This is a genomic window from Acidiphilium iwatense (assembly GCF_021556475.1).
GTDB lineage: Bacteria > Pseudomonadota > Alphaproteobacteria > Acetobacterales > Acetobacteraceae > Acidiphilium > Acidiphilium iwatense.
The window spans coordinates 1-14,936 of record NZ_JAKGBZ010000059.1 but is presented as its reverse complement, the minus strand read 5'-3'; the positions used below and the strand labels follow the sequence as shown (position 1 = coordinate 14,936).

At 60.6% G+C, this 14,936-nt stretch carries 9 protein-coding genes and 2 pseudogenes; 7 read left to right on the top strand and 4 right to left on the bottom strand.

Annotated features, from left to right (window positions below; all coding sequences use genetic code 11):
• The 4 genes from L2A60_RS18000 to L2A60_RS17985 form a co-directional block, all read right to left on the bottom strand.
• A partial coding sequence (locus L2A60_RS18000) for an error-prone DNA polymerase (protein WP_235705829.1) occupies positions 1-3,191 on the bottom strand: 3,191 nt, incomplete at its 3' end.
• Complete coding sequence (locus L2A60_RS17995) at positions 3,191-4,465, bottom strand: Y-family DNA polymerase (protein ID WP_235705828.1); 1,275 nt, start codon at positions 4,463-4,465, stop codon at positions 3,191-3,193. The genes L2A60_RS17995 and L2A60_RS18000, both read right to left, overlap by 1 nt.
• Entirely contained in the window at positions 4,419-5,021 is a 603-nt protein-coding gene (locus tag L2A60_RS17990) for a hypothetical protein (RefSeq protein WP_235705827.1), read from the bottom strand. Before L2A60_RS17990 ends, L2A60_RS17995 begins: the two co-directional genes overlap by 47 nt.
• A gap of 265 nt (positions 5,022-5,286) precedes the next feature.
• The gene (locus L2A60_RS17985) at positions 5,287-6,570 is read right to left on the bottom strand and encodes a reverse transcriptase domain-containing protein (protein ID WP_235705826.1); all 1,284 of its coding nucleotides are present in this window, start codon (positions 6,568-6,570) and stop codon (positions 5,287-5,289) included.
• Between the two features lie 915 nt (positions 6,571-7,485).
• On the opposite strand from L2A60_RS17985, the gene L2A60_RS17980 reads away from it, so the two are divergent.
• From L2A60_RS17980 to L2A60_RS17950, 7 genes and pseudogenes are all read left to right on the top strand, one after another.
• Complete coding sequence (locus L2A60_RS17980; protein WP_235705825.1) at positions 7,486-8,856, top strand: hypothetical protein; 1,371 nt, start codon at positions 7,486-7,488, stop codon at positions 8,854-8,856.
• A 289-nt stretch (positions 8,857-9,145) separates the two neighbouring features.
• Positions 9,146-10,363: a DUF932 domain-containing protein gene (locus L2A60_RS17975; RefSeq protein ID WP_235705824.1), complete on the top strand. Its 1,218-nt coding sequence runs from the start codon at positions 9,146-9,148 to the stop codon at positions 10,361-10,363.
• Between the two features lie 176 nt (positions 10,364-10,539).
• A pseudogene (locus L2A60_RS17970) lies at positions 10,540-12,706 on the top strand (ParB/RepB/Spo0J family partition protein).
• Between the two features lie 122 nt (positions 12,707-12,828).
• Positions 12,829-13,326 (top strand): DUF6878 family protein, encoded by a 498-nt coding sequence (locus tag L2A60_RS17965; protein WP_235705823.1) that lies wholly within the window; start codon positions 12,829-12,831, stop codon positions 13,324-13,326.
• A gap of 10 nt (positions 13,327-13,336) precedes the next feature.
• The gene (locus tag L2A60_RS17960) at positions 13,337-13,702 is read left to right on the top strand and encodes a DUF6915 family protein (RefSeq protein WP_235705822.1); all 366 of its coding nucleotides are present in this window, start codon (positions 13,337-13,339) and stop codon (positions 13,700-13,702) included.
• Between the two features lie 76 nt (positions 13,703-13,778).
• On the top strand, positions 13,779-14,282 hold the full coding sequence (locus L2A60_RS17955) for a hypothetical protein (RefSeq protein ID WP_235705821.1): 504 nt from the start codon (positions 13,779-13,781) through the stop codon (positions 14,280-14,282).
• A gap of 342 nt (positions 14,283-14,624) precedes the next feature.
• Positions 14,625-14,816, top strand: a pseudogene (locus L2A60_RS17950) (DNA primase); the annotation flags it as partial.
• Between the last annotated feature and the right edge of the window lie 120 nt (positions 14,817-14,936).

Genomic DNA, 14,936 nt, shown 5'->3' with positions numbered 1-14,936 from the left:
GAAGGAGAAAAAGAACCGCTGACAGGCAGGGCCGCCCCGCGGGGCGGCCCTGCCTGTCCAACCCCGGGAGGTGGGCCAGAATTCATCAGCACAAGTGGGCCAGAATCCATTGTCACAGCCACCTGGCGCGGATGGCCGGGGCGCCGGTTTGGGGGCTGGGTGGCGTCCGGCCCATCGAGTCCGGTGATCCAGCCGGAACGGTCAGCCAGACGCTCGACGGTGATGTGGGTCACACCTTCCTCCGAGTGTTGCAGCCGCCCCTCGGCGATGAGCAGCGTGGCGCCGAGGATTTGTTGCCGCAGGCTTTGCACCAGCGAAGGCCAGACAATGAGGTTGGCGATGCCGGTCTCATCCTCGATGGTAATGAACACCGTTCCCTTGGCCGTGCCGGGGCGCTGGCGGACGATTACCACCCCGCCCAGGCGGAGCTTTGTTCCGTTCCGGGCCTGGGTGGCTTGCCTGCAGGTAACAGCCCGGGCTTGCGTCAGCTTGTCGCGCAGCAGCGCGCAGGGGTGGGCGCGCAAGCTGAGGCCAAAGCTGCGATAATCCGCCACCACCTCTTCGCCAGCACTCATTAAAGGCAGTTCGGCTTGCGGTGCTGGGCTTGGTGCGATCAGCGCCGAGCCAGTTTGGCGCACTGCCACCTGCCAGAGCGCGTCGCGGCGGCCGGAGGTCAGGCTGGCCAGCGCCTCGGAAGCGGCCAAAGCTTCCAAAGCGGCTTTGGGCAGATTCAGGTCTTCGATGCTGGTAAACCGTCGCCCGGCCAGTTGCGTGGCCCAGCCTTGCTGGAACCCGTCCACCAGCCGCAAGCCCAGCCGCAACGCGCCGCCTTCCAATGTGCAGTCCCAGGCGGAGGCATTCACATCCACCGGCAACACATCCACCCCATGCTCGCGCGCATCGCGGATGATCTGCGCCGGGGCGTAGAACCCCATCGGCTGGGCGTTGATGAGTGCTGCCGCAAAGGCTGCCGGGTGGTGGCATTTGAGCCAGGCGGAGACATAAACCAGCTTGGCGAAACTCGCCGCATGGCTCTCGGGAAATCCATAGGCGCCAAATCCTTCGATCTGCCGGAAACATGCCTCGGCAAAGCCTTGCTCATAGCCGCGCCGCACCATGCGCCCGACCATCATGGTTCTGAATTTGTCGATGGTGCCGAGATTGCGGAACGTCGCCATGGCCCGGCGCAAGCCGTTGGCTTCCTCGGGCGTGAATTCCGCCGCCACCATGGCGATCTTCATGGCCTGTTCCTGGAACAACGGCACGCCCAAGGTTTTGGCCAAAATCTCTTCCAGCTCATTCGGCAAGCCGCCTGTGCGCGCCGGGTAGCTTACCGCCTCCTTGCCCTGGCGGCGGCGCAAATATGGATGCACCATATCCCCCTGGATTGGGCCGGGCCGCACGATAGCAACCTCGATGACGAGGTCATAGAATTTTTGCGGCTTCAGGCGCGGCAGCATGTTCATCTGCGCGCGGCTTTCCACCTGGAACACGCCGATCGAATCACCGCGTGAGAGCATGTCGTAAGTGGCTTTGTCCTCGAGCGGGATGTCCGCCAGATCATGGATGCCGAGCAGCGCAAAGCATTTGCGGATGCAGGTGAGCATGCCCAGCGCCAATACGTCCACCTTCATCATTTTGAGCGCGTCGATGTCGTCCTTGTCCCATTCGATGAAGCTGCGGTCCGCCATGGCGGCGGGGCCGATGGGCACGCTCTCATCCAGCCGCCCCTTGGTGAGCACGAAACCGCCGACATGCTGGGAGAGATGACGCGGCAGCCCCACCAGATCGCGCGCGATGATCAGCGCGCGTTTAAGGCGCGGCTCGTCCGGGTCCAGCCCGGCCTCGCGTAGCGTGTCCGCGCCCCATAACTCGTCGCCGGGGTTCCAGGTCTGCGCCGCCAATGTCGCGGCGGTGGCTTCGGGCAGGCCCAGCACCTTCGCCACCTCGCGGATGGCGGAACGCGGGCGGTAATGGATCACCGTGGCGGCGATGGCGGCCCGGTTGCGGCCATAACGGGCGTAAAGATACTGGATGACCTCCTCGCGCCGCTCATGCTCGAAATCCACATCGATATCCGGCGGATCGCCCCGCTCGGCGGAAACGAAACGCTCGAACAGCAGATCGCTCTCGGCAGGGTCCACGGCGGTGATACCCAGCGCGTAGCACACCGCCGAATTGGCCGCTGAGCCGCGCCCCTGGCAGAGGATTTTTTGTTCCCGCGCATAGCGGACGATGTCATGCACGGTGAGGAAGTAGCGCGCATAATTCAGCTGGGCGATGATGGACAGTTCCTTGTCCAGCAAGGCTCGTACCTTCTCCGGCACGCCAGCGGGGTAGCGCCAAGCCGCGCCGCTTCGCACCAGATTGGCCAGATGCTCATCCGGTGTCAGGCCCGGCGGTACGGGTTCATCGGGGTATTCATAGGAAATCTGGTCCAGCGAGAAATCCAACCGTTGCAAAATCTCCTGCTGGCGGCTGAGCGCCTCTGGAAATCTGTAAAACAGCCTGGCCATCTCGGCAGAGGATTTGAGGTGCCGCTCGCCATGCGGCTCCAGCAGAAACCCAGCCTGCTCGATGGTGCAGCCCTGGCGGATGCAGCGCATCACGTCCTGCAATTCCCGGATGGAAGCGCGGTGGTAGAGCACGTCATTCGCCGCGACGAGATGTAGGCCGTTGGCTTGTAAGAGGTTTTGCAGGGTGGTGAGCCGTTCCAGATCGTCCGGCGCGTAACGGCGCACCGCCGCCACATAAAGCTGCCCGCGTAAATTTGCGGCGGCCAAGCGTAGCCAGGCGGTGAACGCATCATCCAACACCGGCGGCGGCACGGCGATGAAAATTTGTCCTTCGGCATGGGCCAGAACATCCGCGAACCGGAGCCGGCATTCGCCTTTGGGCGCGTGGGCCTTGCCCAGGCTCAGCAACCGGCAGAGCCGTGCCCAGGCCGCGCGATCAGAAGGGTAGCAGACCAGGTCTGGAGCATCCTCCAGCACCAGCCGGCTGCCCGCCAGCAGGCGCAGCCCGGCGGCCTTTGCCGCGACATAGGCGCGCACCACCCCGGCCACGGTATTGCGATCGGCAATGCCGATCGCCTCATGCCCCAGCGCCTTGGCCTGCTCCACCAGGCTTTGCGGATGCGAGGCGCCTTCCAGGAAGGAGAAGGCGCTTTGGCAGAGCAGTTCCGCATACATCAGGCGAACAACCCGTGCAGATACCAACGCGGTGTGGCCACCCCTTCATGCAACCCGGCGCGGAACAGCCAGAAGCGGGCCCCTTCCATATCTTCCACCTGATAATAATCCCGGATCTTCTCCAATTCTGGCCGGGTGGGGTCAAAGGGGTGCGCCCACCAATCCCGCGCGATACGCTCCGGCCCCGTCGCCCAGCGCAGCCGATGGGCTTGTCCATCCCAGGTAAATTGCACTGGCGGATCATCGGGCACCGGGGCGATGGCGGTGATCGGTACAGGCGGGGTGAGCAAACGAATGGGGCGGGGGTGATGCGGCGTGGGCCACACCATGGGCCGGGCCTTCACGGCCATTCTTTGTACGGCGAATTCCGGGATATGCGAGGAATGCGGCGCCGCCCGCCAGAGTTTCTCGGGACCCAGACGGTTGAGCAACGTGTTTAGCGGCCGGGCGTAATCGGGGGTTTTTGCGCCCATGTCCTGTTGTTCCAGGGGCAGAGGCTCGGTCGCCGTCGCCTCCAGTGCGATGGCCTCGATGCCAAAGCCCGGATCGATCTCCCGCGCCAATTTTTCGATCAGCAATTTGGCGATTTGCATCTCATCCCGGCAGGGGGCGGCAAAGGCGAGATGGATTGCCGGACAGGCGCGATCCACCCGATAGAACCGGGCGGTGAGCGCGGTCGCCCCCAGTGTGGCCGCGGTCAGGCGCGCGCAGAGTTTGGTGGTCAGCCTGCGCAGCGCCGCCTGCAACTGCGCGGGCAGCAGCAGAGGGTCCATATACGGCTCTGCCTCCCGCCATTCCGGCGGCGGGGTGATGAAGCGGATGATCTCGGGCGCTTCACCCACCGCCTGGGCCAAGCGCAAGGCGGGGGCCTGTCCATAGCCCGCCACCAGCCCGGCACGTGGCAGACGCGCGAGCTGCCCGATGGTGCGGACGCCGATACGGCGCAGCCGGGCGATGGGGTCCGGCGCCAGCCGCAAGGCCGCCAAAGGCAGGGGCAAAATATCAGAACCGCCCGGCTTGCCATAACGCGCCAGCCCCCAGGCGGCGGCGGCCGTATCCGCAATCGCCATCCGGGCACCCGGCAGCCGTGCCACCAGCCGGGCTATCAACCCAGCCTCCCCGCCAAACAGATGCGCGCAGCCGGTGATGTCCAGCATCACCCCGTCAGGCGGGTCGGGGGCGGTGAGCGGTGTAAAAGCCTGGCACCAGAGTGCCAGCTTCGCCAGATCATCCGGCCCGGCGCAGGCCAGGGAGAGAAAGCGGCGCTTCTGCATCCCATCCCTCCTTCAGCGCAAACAGATACGTCCCCGGCATGGCCCCCTTGGCGTAGAGCAGCTCCGCCCGCAGCTTTGGTGCATGGGGGCCACCTGGTGCCGGGTGCACCATCCAGCGTGAGGCAAAAGCGGTGGAATCCTCCCGCGTCCGGGCGGGGGCGTGGCGCAGCACCAGCCCCAACCCGCCGCCTTGTTTTGCCGCCAGCGCCAGGCGTTTGCCGGCCAGCCGCGAAAGGGCTTCGCATGCTACGACCCCCGCCATACCGCCGTGCAAAGCCACTTCGGCCGAGCCCAACGCTTCGGCATCGTCCTCCGCCTGAGCAAACAGGTAGCAACCAGGATCAACTCCCGCCCAAGCCAGCCCTGGCGGATACCAGTCTGGTGCCGCGCTCACCCATAGAGCCGGACGCTCTCCCCAGACGATCCCCAGCAGTAATGCCGCCAGACCCGCATGTGCCGCCGTGCCCATCGGCGCGCGGAACTCATGCACGGCTGGGCAGGCGCGCAGAAAGGCCGGAAATGTAGTGGCGATAGCGTGGTGAGCGGACGAGAACATAGCAAGAACATTGAATCCACAACTCAGCCTGAGAGTCGAGTCGGATTTTGTGCGGCTGTATCATGACAGAAGACGGGCTTGGGCCATGGCCATACCGAAGGGGAGCGGGCAGGTGATGCCCAGGGAGGTTTGTGATGACGGCATAGCGCCCTTTGGAGACGTAGATCATAATTCAGCAATGCTCACAAAGCGGACATAGTTGGTCCAATGCCAAAGGGCAGGCATCCTACGCTCGCTCGATAGTCCGGTTTATCAAGTGCAGCATCTACTCCTCATTCCAGGGGAGATCGTCTGGGTCACTGTCCTCCGGAGGCAAACCTATCGGGACAATGGCGGCGCCTTTATTGGCAGGCCAAGGAAAAGGAAAGCGCTCGATTTGAGCTGTTGCCTCTATACCAAGCAGTTTCCAACGCATGGCATCATCAGAGTTTTTTCGCTCGCTACTATATGCGCCTAGATACTTAGTAATTCGTTCAGAAATTGTATTATCAAGACGTCGCAGGCAGTCGCCATCATTACAGAACCGATAATGCTTGACCCACCCTCTCATTATACCACTCACCCTGGTGAGGGTCTTCAGCAAAGACATCGACTGATCAATCTCTTTTGTGGTTCTCCCTTGCCGAAATGCGGCCATGCTGTCGAGCAGGGCTTTATCTATAGAATTAATCATCTTCATCCTCGAGCCAACAGCAGGCCGCAAGAGACCATTCGCAAACTCAATACCTAGAAAATTAAACACGTGGTCAGTCTTAGATTTCTTTGTTTTGGATTGGGAAGTATTCATTCCCATCTGTTTTAGGAGGTGAAGCGCTTTTGCGTATTTATTTTCTACAACCTGCTGCGAGGGGCCTAAGATAATAAAATCATCGATGTAGCGAATGCATCTAACGTCTGGGTCTTTATTCAACTCGCGATCAAAATCGTAAAGCAGAATATTTCCTAGCAGCGGCGAAAGCGAGTTGCCTTGCGCCACACCTATATCCTCGATTGGGAAGGCCTTTGCTGCCTCACGAAGTTGAGCCATATTTTCTAGTTCGACGGCAATGGCTTTCGAAAACAGAGCCATAAAGTCGTCATCGTTTACCGCCTTTGAGACAAGTCCAATAACGGAAGATTTGGGAATTTTGGTGAAAAATCCTGATATATCAGACTTCACCATAAACTTCGCCCCGTTTCCGATCGCGTCTAGAACGGACTCAACGGCAGCTGGGACTGCGGTTGTTTCTTTCTCCCTTTGCTTTATACCACCAAAACTATAAGGGGTCCTTATAAACCGTTCAATTTCTGGAACCGTCACCAGGACATCATGTATTGCTCTTTGAACGATACGAGATTCTACCCTGGCTACGACAAGGGGGCGGAAGTTCGACTTATCCCTTTTGTCTTTTGGAATTTTGACGCCCTTTGCGGGCGGAAAAGCAAAAGTTCCTTTCCGGAGCTCTGCACTAAGTCGCTTTAGATTGGTGTCTGATTTTGCCTCGAATGCCGCAACCTCCTTTTTTGTATCTTCCGATTTGGAGGTGCGTGCGTTTCGTCGGATAGCCAACCAAGCTTCTCGTAACGTCTTCGCGCGCCTGACTTGGAGTGTGAGCTTCGATTTCATTGACTGCGTTAGGGCCTGTTGGCTAACCCCCCGTCCGGCAAGCTGGTCTGTCCTCAGCGAAGGTGCCCTGAGGCCCGTTCCGCTCGATCGAGACTTGCGCCCCGACGCTGCATCTTGCCCCATGCTCACCGGTTGCCCCGGCCGCATAGGCGCTCAACGCAAGAGACATGATCGTCAAAGCTGCCCTGCGGCCGCCTTGCCGACTCCGTGCCACGATGGCACGTTTTTGCATGTGGTTCGCATTACTCGTTCTCCCTTAGAAGCCTAGCGTTTTTGGCTTTAAGGGCAAGCGCCGCGACCCCCGCCCCTCCCCGCCCGATAAATAAAGGCTGCCAGCCGTCCAACAGGTCCCTCGTAAGGTTAAGGCTACGGCTAGTGTCGTCCCGGACAGGTCAGGTCTGTCCTCAGCGAAGGTGCCCTGAGGCCCGTTCCGCTCGATCGAGACTTGCGCCCCGACGCTGCATCTTGCCCCATGCTCACCGGTTGCCCCGGCCGCATAGGCGCTCAACGCAAGAAGCCATTACCATAAATATACACCAGGGCCAACGTCGACGCAACATATAGTGCTACGTAGCCCTCGCTCGATTCATGTAGTCCGCCCAATTCGGTTTTGATGTCTCAGTTATCGCTAGCATTGGATAATCTCGTTTGTCCGATATCCACGGCCAAAGCCGCCCGCCCGTTCCCGGCCCAGTTGTCCAAATTATTGGACGGAAAGAACGCGCCCGTGCCGGTCTTTGAATGGCTCCCCTCGTCAGCTTGGAGGCGGACATTCGCTGTGGCTGGCGAGGAGAGATAAAAATTACAACAAGAGATATATGCTAGACTTTAGTAAATTATCACAATCCGAGAAGAGTAATGAATCCATCTATTGAGGGGCAAAAGCGGGATCTGGTTGAAAGTACATTACGAAATTTGGTCATAACGCCTGTGCCTGAGGCCATGCTCATTAATGACCAGGTGCAGCAGTGGCTAAAAAAGTACGAAATCGTCTTTGCAATGGATTGGCTTCGTACTGGAGAAGCCCGCGGCTTCAAGCAAAGCGGTGTCACTTCTCTCATCGAACTGACCTCGATTCTCAGGAGGGACGAGCCAGCTTATAGGCGCGGCACAAGACCCGAGAGGCTGGCTGTGATAATCGCTCTGGCCATTGTATCTATCTTTCAGGATCGCCTTGCCTCGATACCAGCACTGAATGATGTCGTGACTGTTGAACAGGAAGTAAGGCGGGTCTTCATGAACAAAACCGTCGCCTGCACACATTGCATTCCTTGCCGAATTATTCCCGAGCATGCCTCCTCATTCTCTATTGGGCCGGTAGAGTTCTACAGCAAGGATGACCTGATCAAGCGCGAAAGCTTTTCGGCAGGAGATCTCTTAGAGATGTCCTACGGACCGCTACTAAAATTCATGCAAAATCAGTCTGCCTATTGGGTTGCCGATGTAACTGTCGAAGGCTTCGACGAATTATCTGGATTGGAACGGGCTAATATTGCCATCGACCTCGCTCTCACTGCTGTCCAAATAGCGATCCCGTCCTATTATTCTCGGAGTATGGCTCGCCTTACGGATCGAACACTGCCGAGCACAATCGGCAGCGTCAAGAAGGTTGGCGGCAATGCCCGTTTTGGTTCGCAACGGCGCGATCCGGGACTTGGCTTTTCCGCAGGCGCATTTGATCAATATCTATCGAGATCTGCGCCTATGCTGGTGTCGATTGGGAACCGCGTCAGAGCCTATATCACTGATAACGCTGTGTTGCCCAAGCTGGATCAGAGCTGGAGCGATGCCGCCTACTGGCTCCATGAGGGGCTTACGGAGCCTCTCGACACCGTGGCCGTTACAAAGCTAGAAACCTCAATAGAAGTGCTTCTTTCGGCTGCGAGTTCTAAAAATAGCGGCTCTCGTCTCGAAGCCGCATTTTCATCCTTCTATGGCCTCTCGCCTGAATGCCCATATCCGTCTGGAAGCAACCGGAAGGTGAAAGACGTTGTAAAGGCAATCGTAGAAAGCAGATCCCGGATACTTCACGGCACCTTATCGACACTCACAGCTGACTCCCTGGCTACCGACAATCACGGCGGGAGACGTGTGCTTGAATTTTTGTGTATGGACCTGCTTGCGGCCTATTCATTGAAACTGGATGCTTACGCGTCAATTGTCGCCCCAAAAGACAACATCAAGGATTTCCTGGATTTCGTCTCGGCGGAGCGAGCGCCCCCTACATGACCAGCGTCTGCTTTGTAGGCTTCATGTTCCAAACCCGCCATTCCGCTCCCGGCCCGTCGTCGCCGAAAGCGGAATGCTTTGACGCGATTTTGATCAACGGGAGGTGGACAGGCGGAAAGTCACGGTCGTACGTGTTTCGAGATCAATTTGTATAATCGTTCCAACAGCGCCGCCGAAGGCGGGGGGGCATCGGCATCGATGGGGGTTGAGAGGCAGAGTTTTGCCGGATTTTTCATGACGGGTTTTGGTTCGGGAGAGTGTCTTCCGAAGCCTGTCATGGAGAATTGCCATGGATATCAATGCATCTGCCGCTGTGGCGGCTATAGGGTCCAATGACGGCCGTGCTGGTTCTGTAGGGTTCAAGGTCGATGTCAGCCGCGGGGAGTGGCTGGGCCGGGTGTCGTCGGAATGGTTTTCGCGTCCCGACGATGAGCGGTTTCTGTCGCTGCCGGATTTGTACCAGGCGGTGCGCGCGCGGGCGGACCGGGCCGAGGCCAGGACGGTGGAGAGCCGGGCGATTCGGGTGGAGGCCCGGCGCGACGATGGCGAACGGCTGGGGCTGATCGTGCCGGGGCAGGAGCGGCTGGTAGCCCCGACCCATTGGAGCTTTGGCCAGCTTTGCGGGCTCGTTGGCGCTCCGGCCGGCTATTTGCGCGAACTGCCCGCACCCTTGGCCGGGATCAATCTACAGCACGGGCTGCTCAACCACCGCACCGAACTGGTCAAGACCCTGGAAACCGATGACGGGCGCGTGGAACTGCGCGCCGTCACCGGGCCGGATTATGGCCGTATCTGGGACCATGAGCTGGTGGCGGCGGTGATGCGTATCGCCGGGAACGGTACCGGCGATACCGCCTGGAAGGTGCCCGGCGTGCTGGATTGGTCGACCATGACCCATAACCCCTATGTGGATGTGACGAAGGAGACCACCACGCTCTATGCCAGCGACAGGGATGTGTTCTTGTTTTTGGTCGATGACACCCACCCGATCGAGGCGGGGCGGCTGTCCAATGGCGATCCCGATCTGTTTTTCAGGGGGTTTTATTGCTGGAACAGCGAGGTCGGCTCGAAGACGCTGGGCATCGCCTCCTTCTATCTGCGCGCCGTGTGCGCCAACAGATGCCTCTGGGGCACAGAAAATTTCCAGCAGATCAGCATAAGGCATAGCAAATTCGCGACCCAGCGTTTTGCCCAGGAAGCCGCCCCGGCATTGCGGCGCTTTGCCACCTCCTCGCCGGCGCCGTTCGTCGCCGGCATCAAGGCGGCGCGGGAGCAGATCGTCGCGCGTGCCGACGATGAACGTGAAGGCTTCTTGCGCAAGCGCGGCTTCAGCAAAGGCGAGACGGCAAAGATCATCGCCACCGTGCTGGAGGAGGAAGGCCACCCGCCGGAGAGCGTCTTCGACTTTGTGCAGGGCATCACCGCTTTGGCGCGCTCGCGCCCGCACCAGGATGCCAGGCTGGAACTGGAGGGCAAAGCCAAGCAACTGCTCGACCGGGTGGGGTGAACAACGCTTGGTCGTTTGAGGGTTGAGATAGGGACGTACGCAAGCCGTGGGCCGGGTTTCCGGTCCACGGCTTTTTTCACGGGGCCGGGCAGCCGAGGGAAAGGGCGGCTGGGCGCTTGGTGACGGGTGGTGGGCGCGGAGAGTGGCTCCGGGCCGCCCGTCATGGAGTTTGTCCCATGGGTAAAACCACGAAAACCGTTCAGAAAATCACGCTGAGCGCCTCGCGCGACATCCCCTTCGACCGGCTGGTGCTGAGCCAAGCCAATGTCCGCCGGGTGAAGGCGGGCGTCTCGATCGAGGAGCTGGCGGCGGATATCGCCCGGCGGACCTTGTTGCAGAGCATCACCGTGCGGCCGGTGCTCGATGATAAGGGGGCTGAGACCGGTCTGTTCGAAATCCCCGCCGGCGGGCGGCGCTACCGGGCGCTGGAATTGCTGGTACGGCAAAAGCGTCTGGCCAAGACCGCGCCTATCCCGTGCGTCGTGCGCACCGAGGGCATCGCCGAGGAAGACAGCCTGGCGGAGAATGTGCAGCGCGCGCCGTTGCATCCGCTGGATCAGTTCCGGGCGTTTCAAGCGCTGCGCGAGAAAGGGCAGAGCGAAGAGGAGATCGCCGCGGTGTTCTTCGTCGCCGTCTCGGTGGTGAAGCAGAGGCTGCGCTTGGCCGCCGTCTCGCCCCGGCTGCTGGACATCTACGCCGAGGATGAGATGACGTTGGAGCAACTGATGGCCTTCTCGGTTAGCCCGGACCATGAGCGCCAGGAGCAGGTGTGGGAGGCGGTGCAGCGTTCCTACAACAAAGAGCCCTACCAGATCCGCCGGATGCTGACCGAAGGCGCGGTGCGCGCCTCCGACAAGCGGGCGCAATATGCCGGCGAAGAGTATGTTGCGGCCGGCGGGGCGGTGATGCGCGATCTGTTCCAGCAGGATGATGGCGGTTGGCTGCAGGATGCCGGGCTTCTGGCCCGCGTGGTGGCGGAGAAGCTGGAGCGCGATGCCGATGCGATCCGTGCCGAGGGCTGGAAATGGGTCGAGCAGGCTTCCGAGTTCCCATATGGCCACGGCTACGGCCTGCGGCGCATTCCGGGCACGCGCCGTCCGCTGACGGAAGACGAGATCGCCCAGGTCGAGACGCTACGGGCCGAGGCGGAGCGGATCGAGGAAGAGGCCGCTGAAGCAGATGAAGTCTCCGATGACGTAGACCAACGGCTTTCCGAGATCGAAGCGGAGATCGACGTGCTGACCCAGCGCCCGCCGGTGTACGACCCCGCCGAGATCGCCATGGCGGGCGTCTTTGTCAGCATCGATGGCAGCGGCCAGCTGCGGGTGGAACGCGGCTATGTCCGGCCCGAAGATGAGCCGCCGGTGGTTGAGGAAGCCGATGCGGCGGCCTTGGCAGGTGAGGGCAGCGCGCAGGGGCAGGATGGGTACGGCGCAGAAGATGGCATCGAGCCCGGCCGCGCGGATTCCAGAGTGATCACCGCCCATATTGGCGGCGGAGCGGAAGCTGAGGCCGAACCCGAAGAGGAAGATGGGCTCAAGCCCTTGCCTGACCGGCTGCTGACGGAACTCACCGCTTATCGCACGCTGGCGCTGCGCGAGGCGTTGGGCAACGAGCCCGGCATCGCCTATCTGGCGCTGCTGCACGCGCTGTGCTTGCGGCTGTTCTATCGCTATGGCGCCGAATCCTGCCTGGAGGTTGAGGCCAAGAGCGTCATGTTTGGCGCCCAGGCCCCGGGTTTGGGCGATACGGCTTTGGCCGAACGCATTGACGCCCGGCACGAGGCTTGGGCGGCGCAATTGCCCGAAGATGCAGCAGAGCTGTGGGATATTCTGTCTGGGTTCGACAGCGATAGCCGCGAGGCCCTGTTCGCGCATTGCGTGGCACTGACGTTGAATGCCACGCATGATGCCTATAACCGCCGCCCCCGCGCACAGGCGCATGCCGGGCGGCTGGCGGAAATTCTGGGGCTCGATCTGACTGCAACCGGGTGGGCGCCGAATGTGGACAATTACCTCGGCCGGGTGACGAAGGCCCGGCATCCTCGAGGCCGTACGCGAAGCCAAGGGTGAGCAAGCCGCGCAACGGCTGGAACACCTCAAGAAGACCGACATGGCGGAAGCCGCCGCGCAGGCGCTGGCGGGCACCGGCTGGCTGCCCGAACCGCTGCGCACAAAAGGCGTGGAAACCATAGTGATGCCGGCAGACGCCGCGGCATTGGCCACGCATGGTGCCGCCGTTGATGACAGCGCGGATGTGACCGGCGAGGGGGCTGAGGCAGCCGATCTTCCCGCCGCCGAACATTATGAACAGCCCGGGCCGCACGAGATCGCGGCGGAATAATCGCCACGCTCCCCGAGGCGGCCCAAAGGCCGCCTCGGCTCCCTTCCTTCAACGTCTTTATCCCACTCCCAACCCATCAAAACCCGGCTTCGTGCCGGGTTTTGCATTTCTGGAGACAGATCATGTCAGACCATCACAACCCGGCACTTGGTCAGCAACCGCCTGCCAGTCCCGATGCATTTTTGGCTTCATGGGAACAAAAGGAGCGCGCCTATCGTGAGCGCGCGTCGGCCGTGCTCGACGGCAACAAGAAAGCGCTGTTCGGTATTCTGGCGGAACATGGCATCACCGCCGTGATCGTGAATTTCGATGGCTATGGCGATAGCGGTCAGATTGAGGACATCACGGCCCAGAGTGGCGATGTTGCCGCGGAATTGCCGGATGAGCGGATCGAGCTTTTCCGCCCGGCCTGGGATAGCCCTGACATCGAGCGCCAGACCCACACGGTACGCGAGGCCATCGAGGCGCTATCCTATGATTTTCTGGCGCAGACCCATTGCGGCTGGGAGAATAATGATGGCGCCTATGGCGATTTTACCTTCGACGTAACGGCGGGCAGCATCACGCTCGATTATAATGAGCGTTATACCGCCACCGAAAATTATTCCCATGAATTTTGAGGAGGCGGCAATGGCACATCCCTACCATCACGCCATATCCTCGGCAAAAAAATGGGGCGGCACGGCGGAAGATTTTCTGCCACTGCATTCTTGGTTTGATGAGAGCAAGATGATCTCATCGGATTTTCGGCATCGAGCACTTCGCCATCACGCCGAGGGCATTTTTATGGCGGAGAGATTTTTCGGCCATGTCATAACGATCTCGACGGGGCGCGTCGTACCTGTGCGTCTGATCGGCGAGCAGCACGTTCGTGAAGATTTCGGCTTCATACCGGGCTTTGCGGATTGGATCAAAGCCATCCGGCCCGAACCCTGGATGGGACGGGCCACGACGCTGCACAAGCTGCTTGATCCTTTTGAAGTCGATGCTGCCTGAGCGTCGGCTTTTACCATCCATCTCTTTCAACCCAGAACCCGGCCCTGTGCCGGGTTTTGCATGTCTGGAGGCTGACATGGCGGATTATTTTTCACCGACCGTGATCCCGGAGGTCATCCCGAACGGGGACATGACGAAGCTGGAGCTGTTGTTGCTCTCGCATATGTTCGATGCGAACTCGGATGGCGACGGAACCTATTTCCATTCCTGGCAAGGGCCGTCGGATCTGATCTGGGTCAATCGTGCCGAACTCAGCGCGGCGCTGGATGAAGCCCGCGGCAGTGATAGCCAAGTGCGGGACTATGTGGAAGAAAAATTCAAAAACGTCGCTGCGGATGATACATCAATTGAACTGGATATGAGCGGCGTGTCGTGGGAGGTGATTCTCCAGGATGTCGTGCGGCGTTCCACCAAGCTGCGCTATATCACCGTGACGACGGCGTTCACCTGTTCAAAAATGCGCGCCGACGGGTTTGGCGGCATGGCGCTGTTCATCACCGCTGATGCCATCAAAGCCTGCTCGACCACGGAGTTTCTGTCGGATTGTCTTGCCGACATAGCCGGGCAGGAGGGCGGGTAGAAGGATGCCCGGAACGATCTACGAAACACCGTGACCAATGCGGATGGGCCGGATCCGACAACGGGACGGCCCATTTTGCGTGGGACGGTATTCTGCAGGCGCCGAAGGGACGGAATGTCCGCAGCCTCGCGGGAAACCGATACCACTGGCCACTGGCCACTGGCCACTGGCCACTTGTCACCCGTGCCGGTGAGAGGGCGAAGGCGCACTTCCGATTCGGAAGTAGCGCATGAGCAGGGCGGGGCGATAGGCTACGCTGTTCGGCCGAACGCCGAGGGTGGAGCCGGATTTGGAGCAATCTGTAGCGATGGAGGGGCAACAATGCCCAAGCCTGATTTTTCCATGCCGGTGGTCGAGCTGGCACAGATGCTGGCGCGGAAAGCCGAGGCTGTGTGCCGGTATTATCTGCCGGCCGGGCGGCGCGAGGGGCGTTATTGGCTGGTGGGGGATGTTCATAACACGCCGGGGCGGTCTTTGTTTGTACGGCTGAGCGGCGGCGACACCGGCAAGGGGGCGGCCGGGCATTGGCAGGAACATGTTGCGGCGAAAGTTATGTTGCGGATCTGCGGTTGGGCTTTGTGCCGCAGGCGATCGACGGCTTCCACGCAACATAATGTCAGGACGTGGCGGGGGGTTTGGTGATGCCCCGAGACG

What these genes read in the sequence shown, in the direction of transcription:
- L2A60_RS17995 (WP_235705828.1), bottom strand. Translation starts at nt 4,465, where the DNA reads ATGCAGAAGCGCCGCTTTCTCTCCCTGGCCTGCGCCGGGCCGGATGAT.
- L2A60_RS17990 (WP_235705827.1), bottom strand. Translation starts at nt 5,021, where the DNA reads ATGTTCTCGTCCGCTCACCACGCTATCGCCACTACATTTCCGGCCTTT.
- L2A60_RS17980 (WP_235705825.1), top strand. Translation starts at nt 7,486, where the DNA reads ATGAATCCATCTATTGAGGGGCAAAAGCGGGATCTGGTTGAAAGTACA.
- L2A60_RS17975 (WP_235705824.1), top strand. Translation starts at nt 9,146, where the DNA reads ATGGATATCAATGCATCTGCCGCTGTGGCGGCTATAGGGTCCAATGAC.
- L2A60_RS17965 (WP_235705823.1), top strand. Translation starts at nt 12,829, where the DNA reads ATGTCAGACCATCACAACCCGGCACTTGGTCAGCAACCGCCTGCCAGT.
- L2A60_RS17960 (WP_235705822.1), top strand. Translation starts at nt 13,337, where the DNA reads ATGGCACATCCCTACCATCACGCCATATCCTCGGCAAAAAAATGGGGC.
- L2A60_RS17955 (WP_235705821.1), top strand. Translation starts at nt 13,779, where the DNA reads ATGGCGGATTATTTTTCACCGACCGTGATCCCGGAGGTCATCCCGAAC.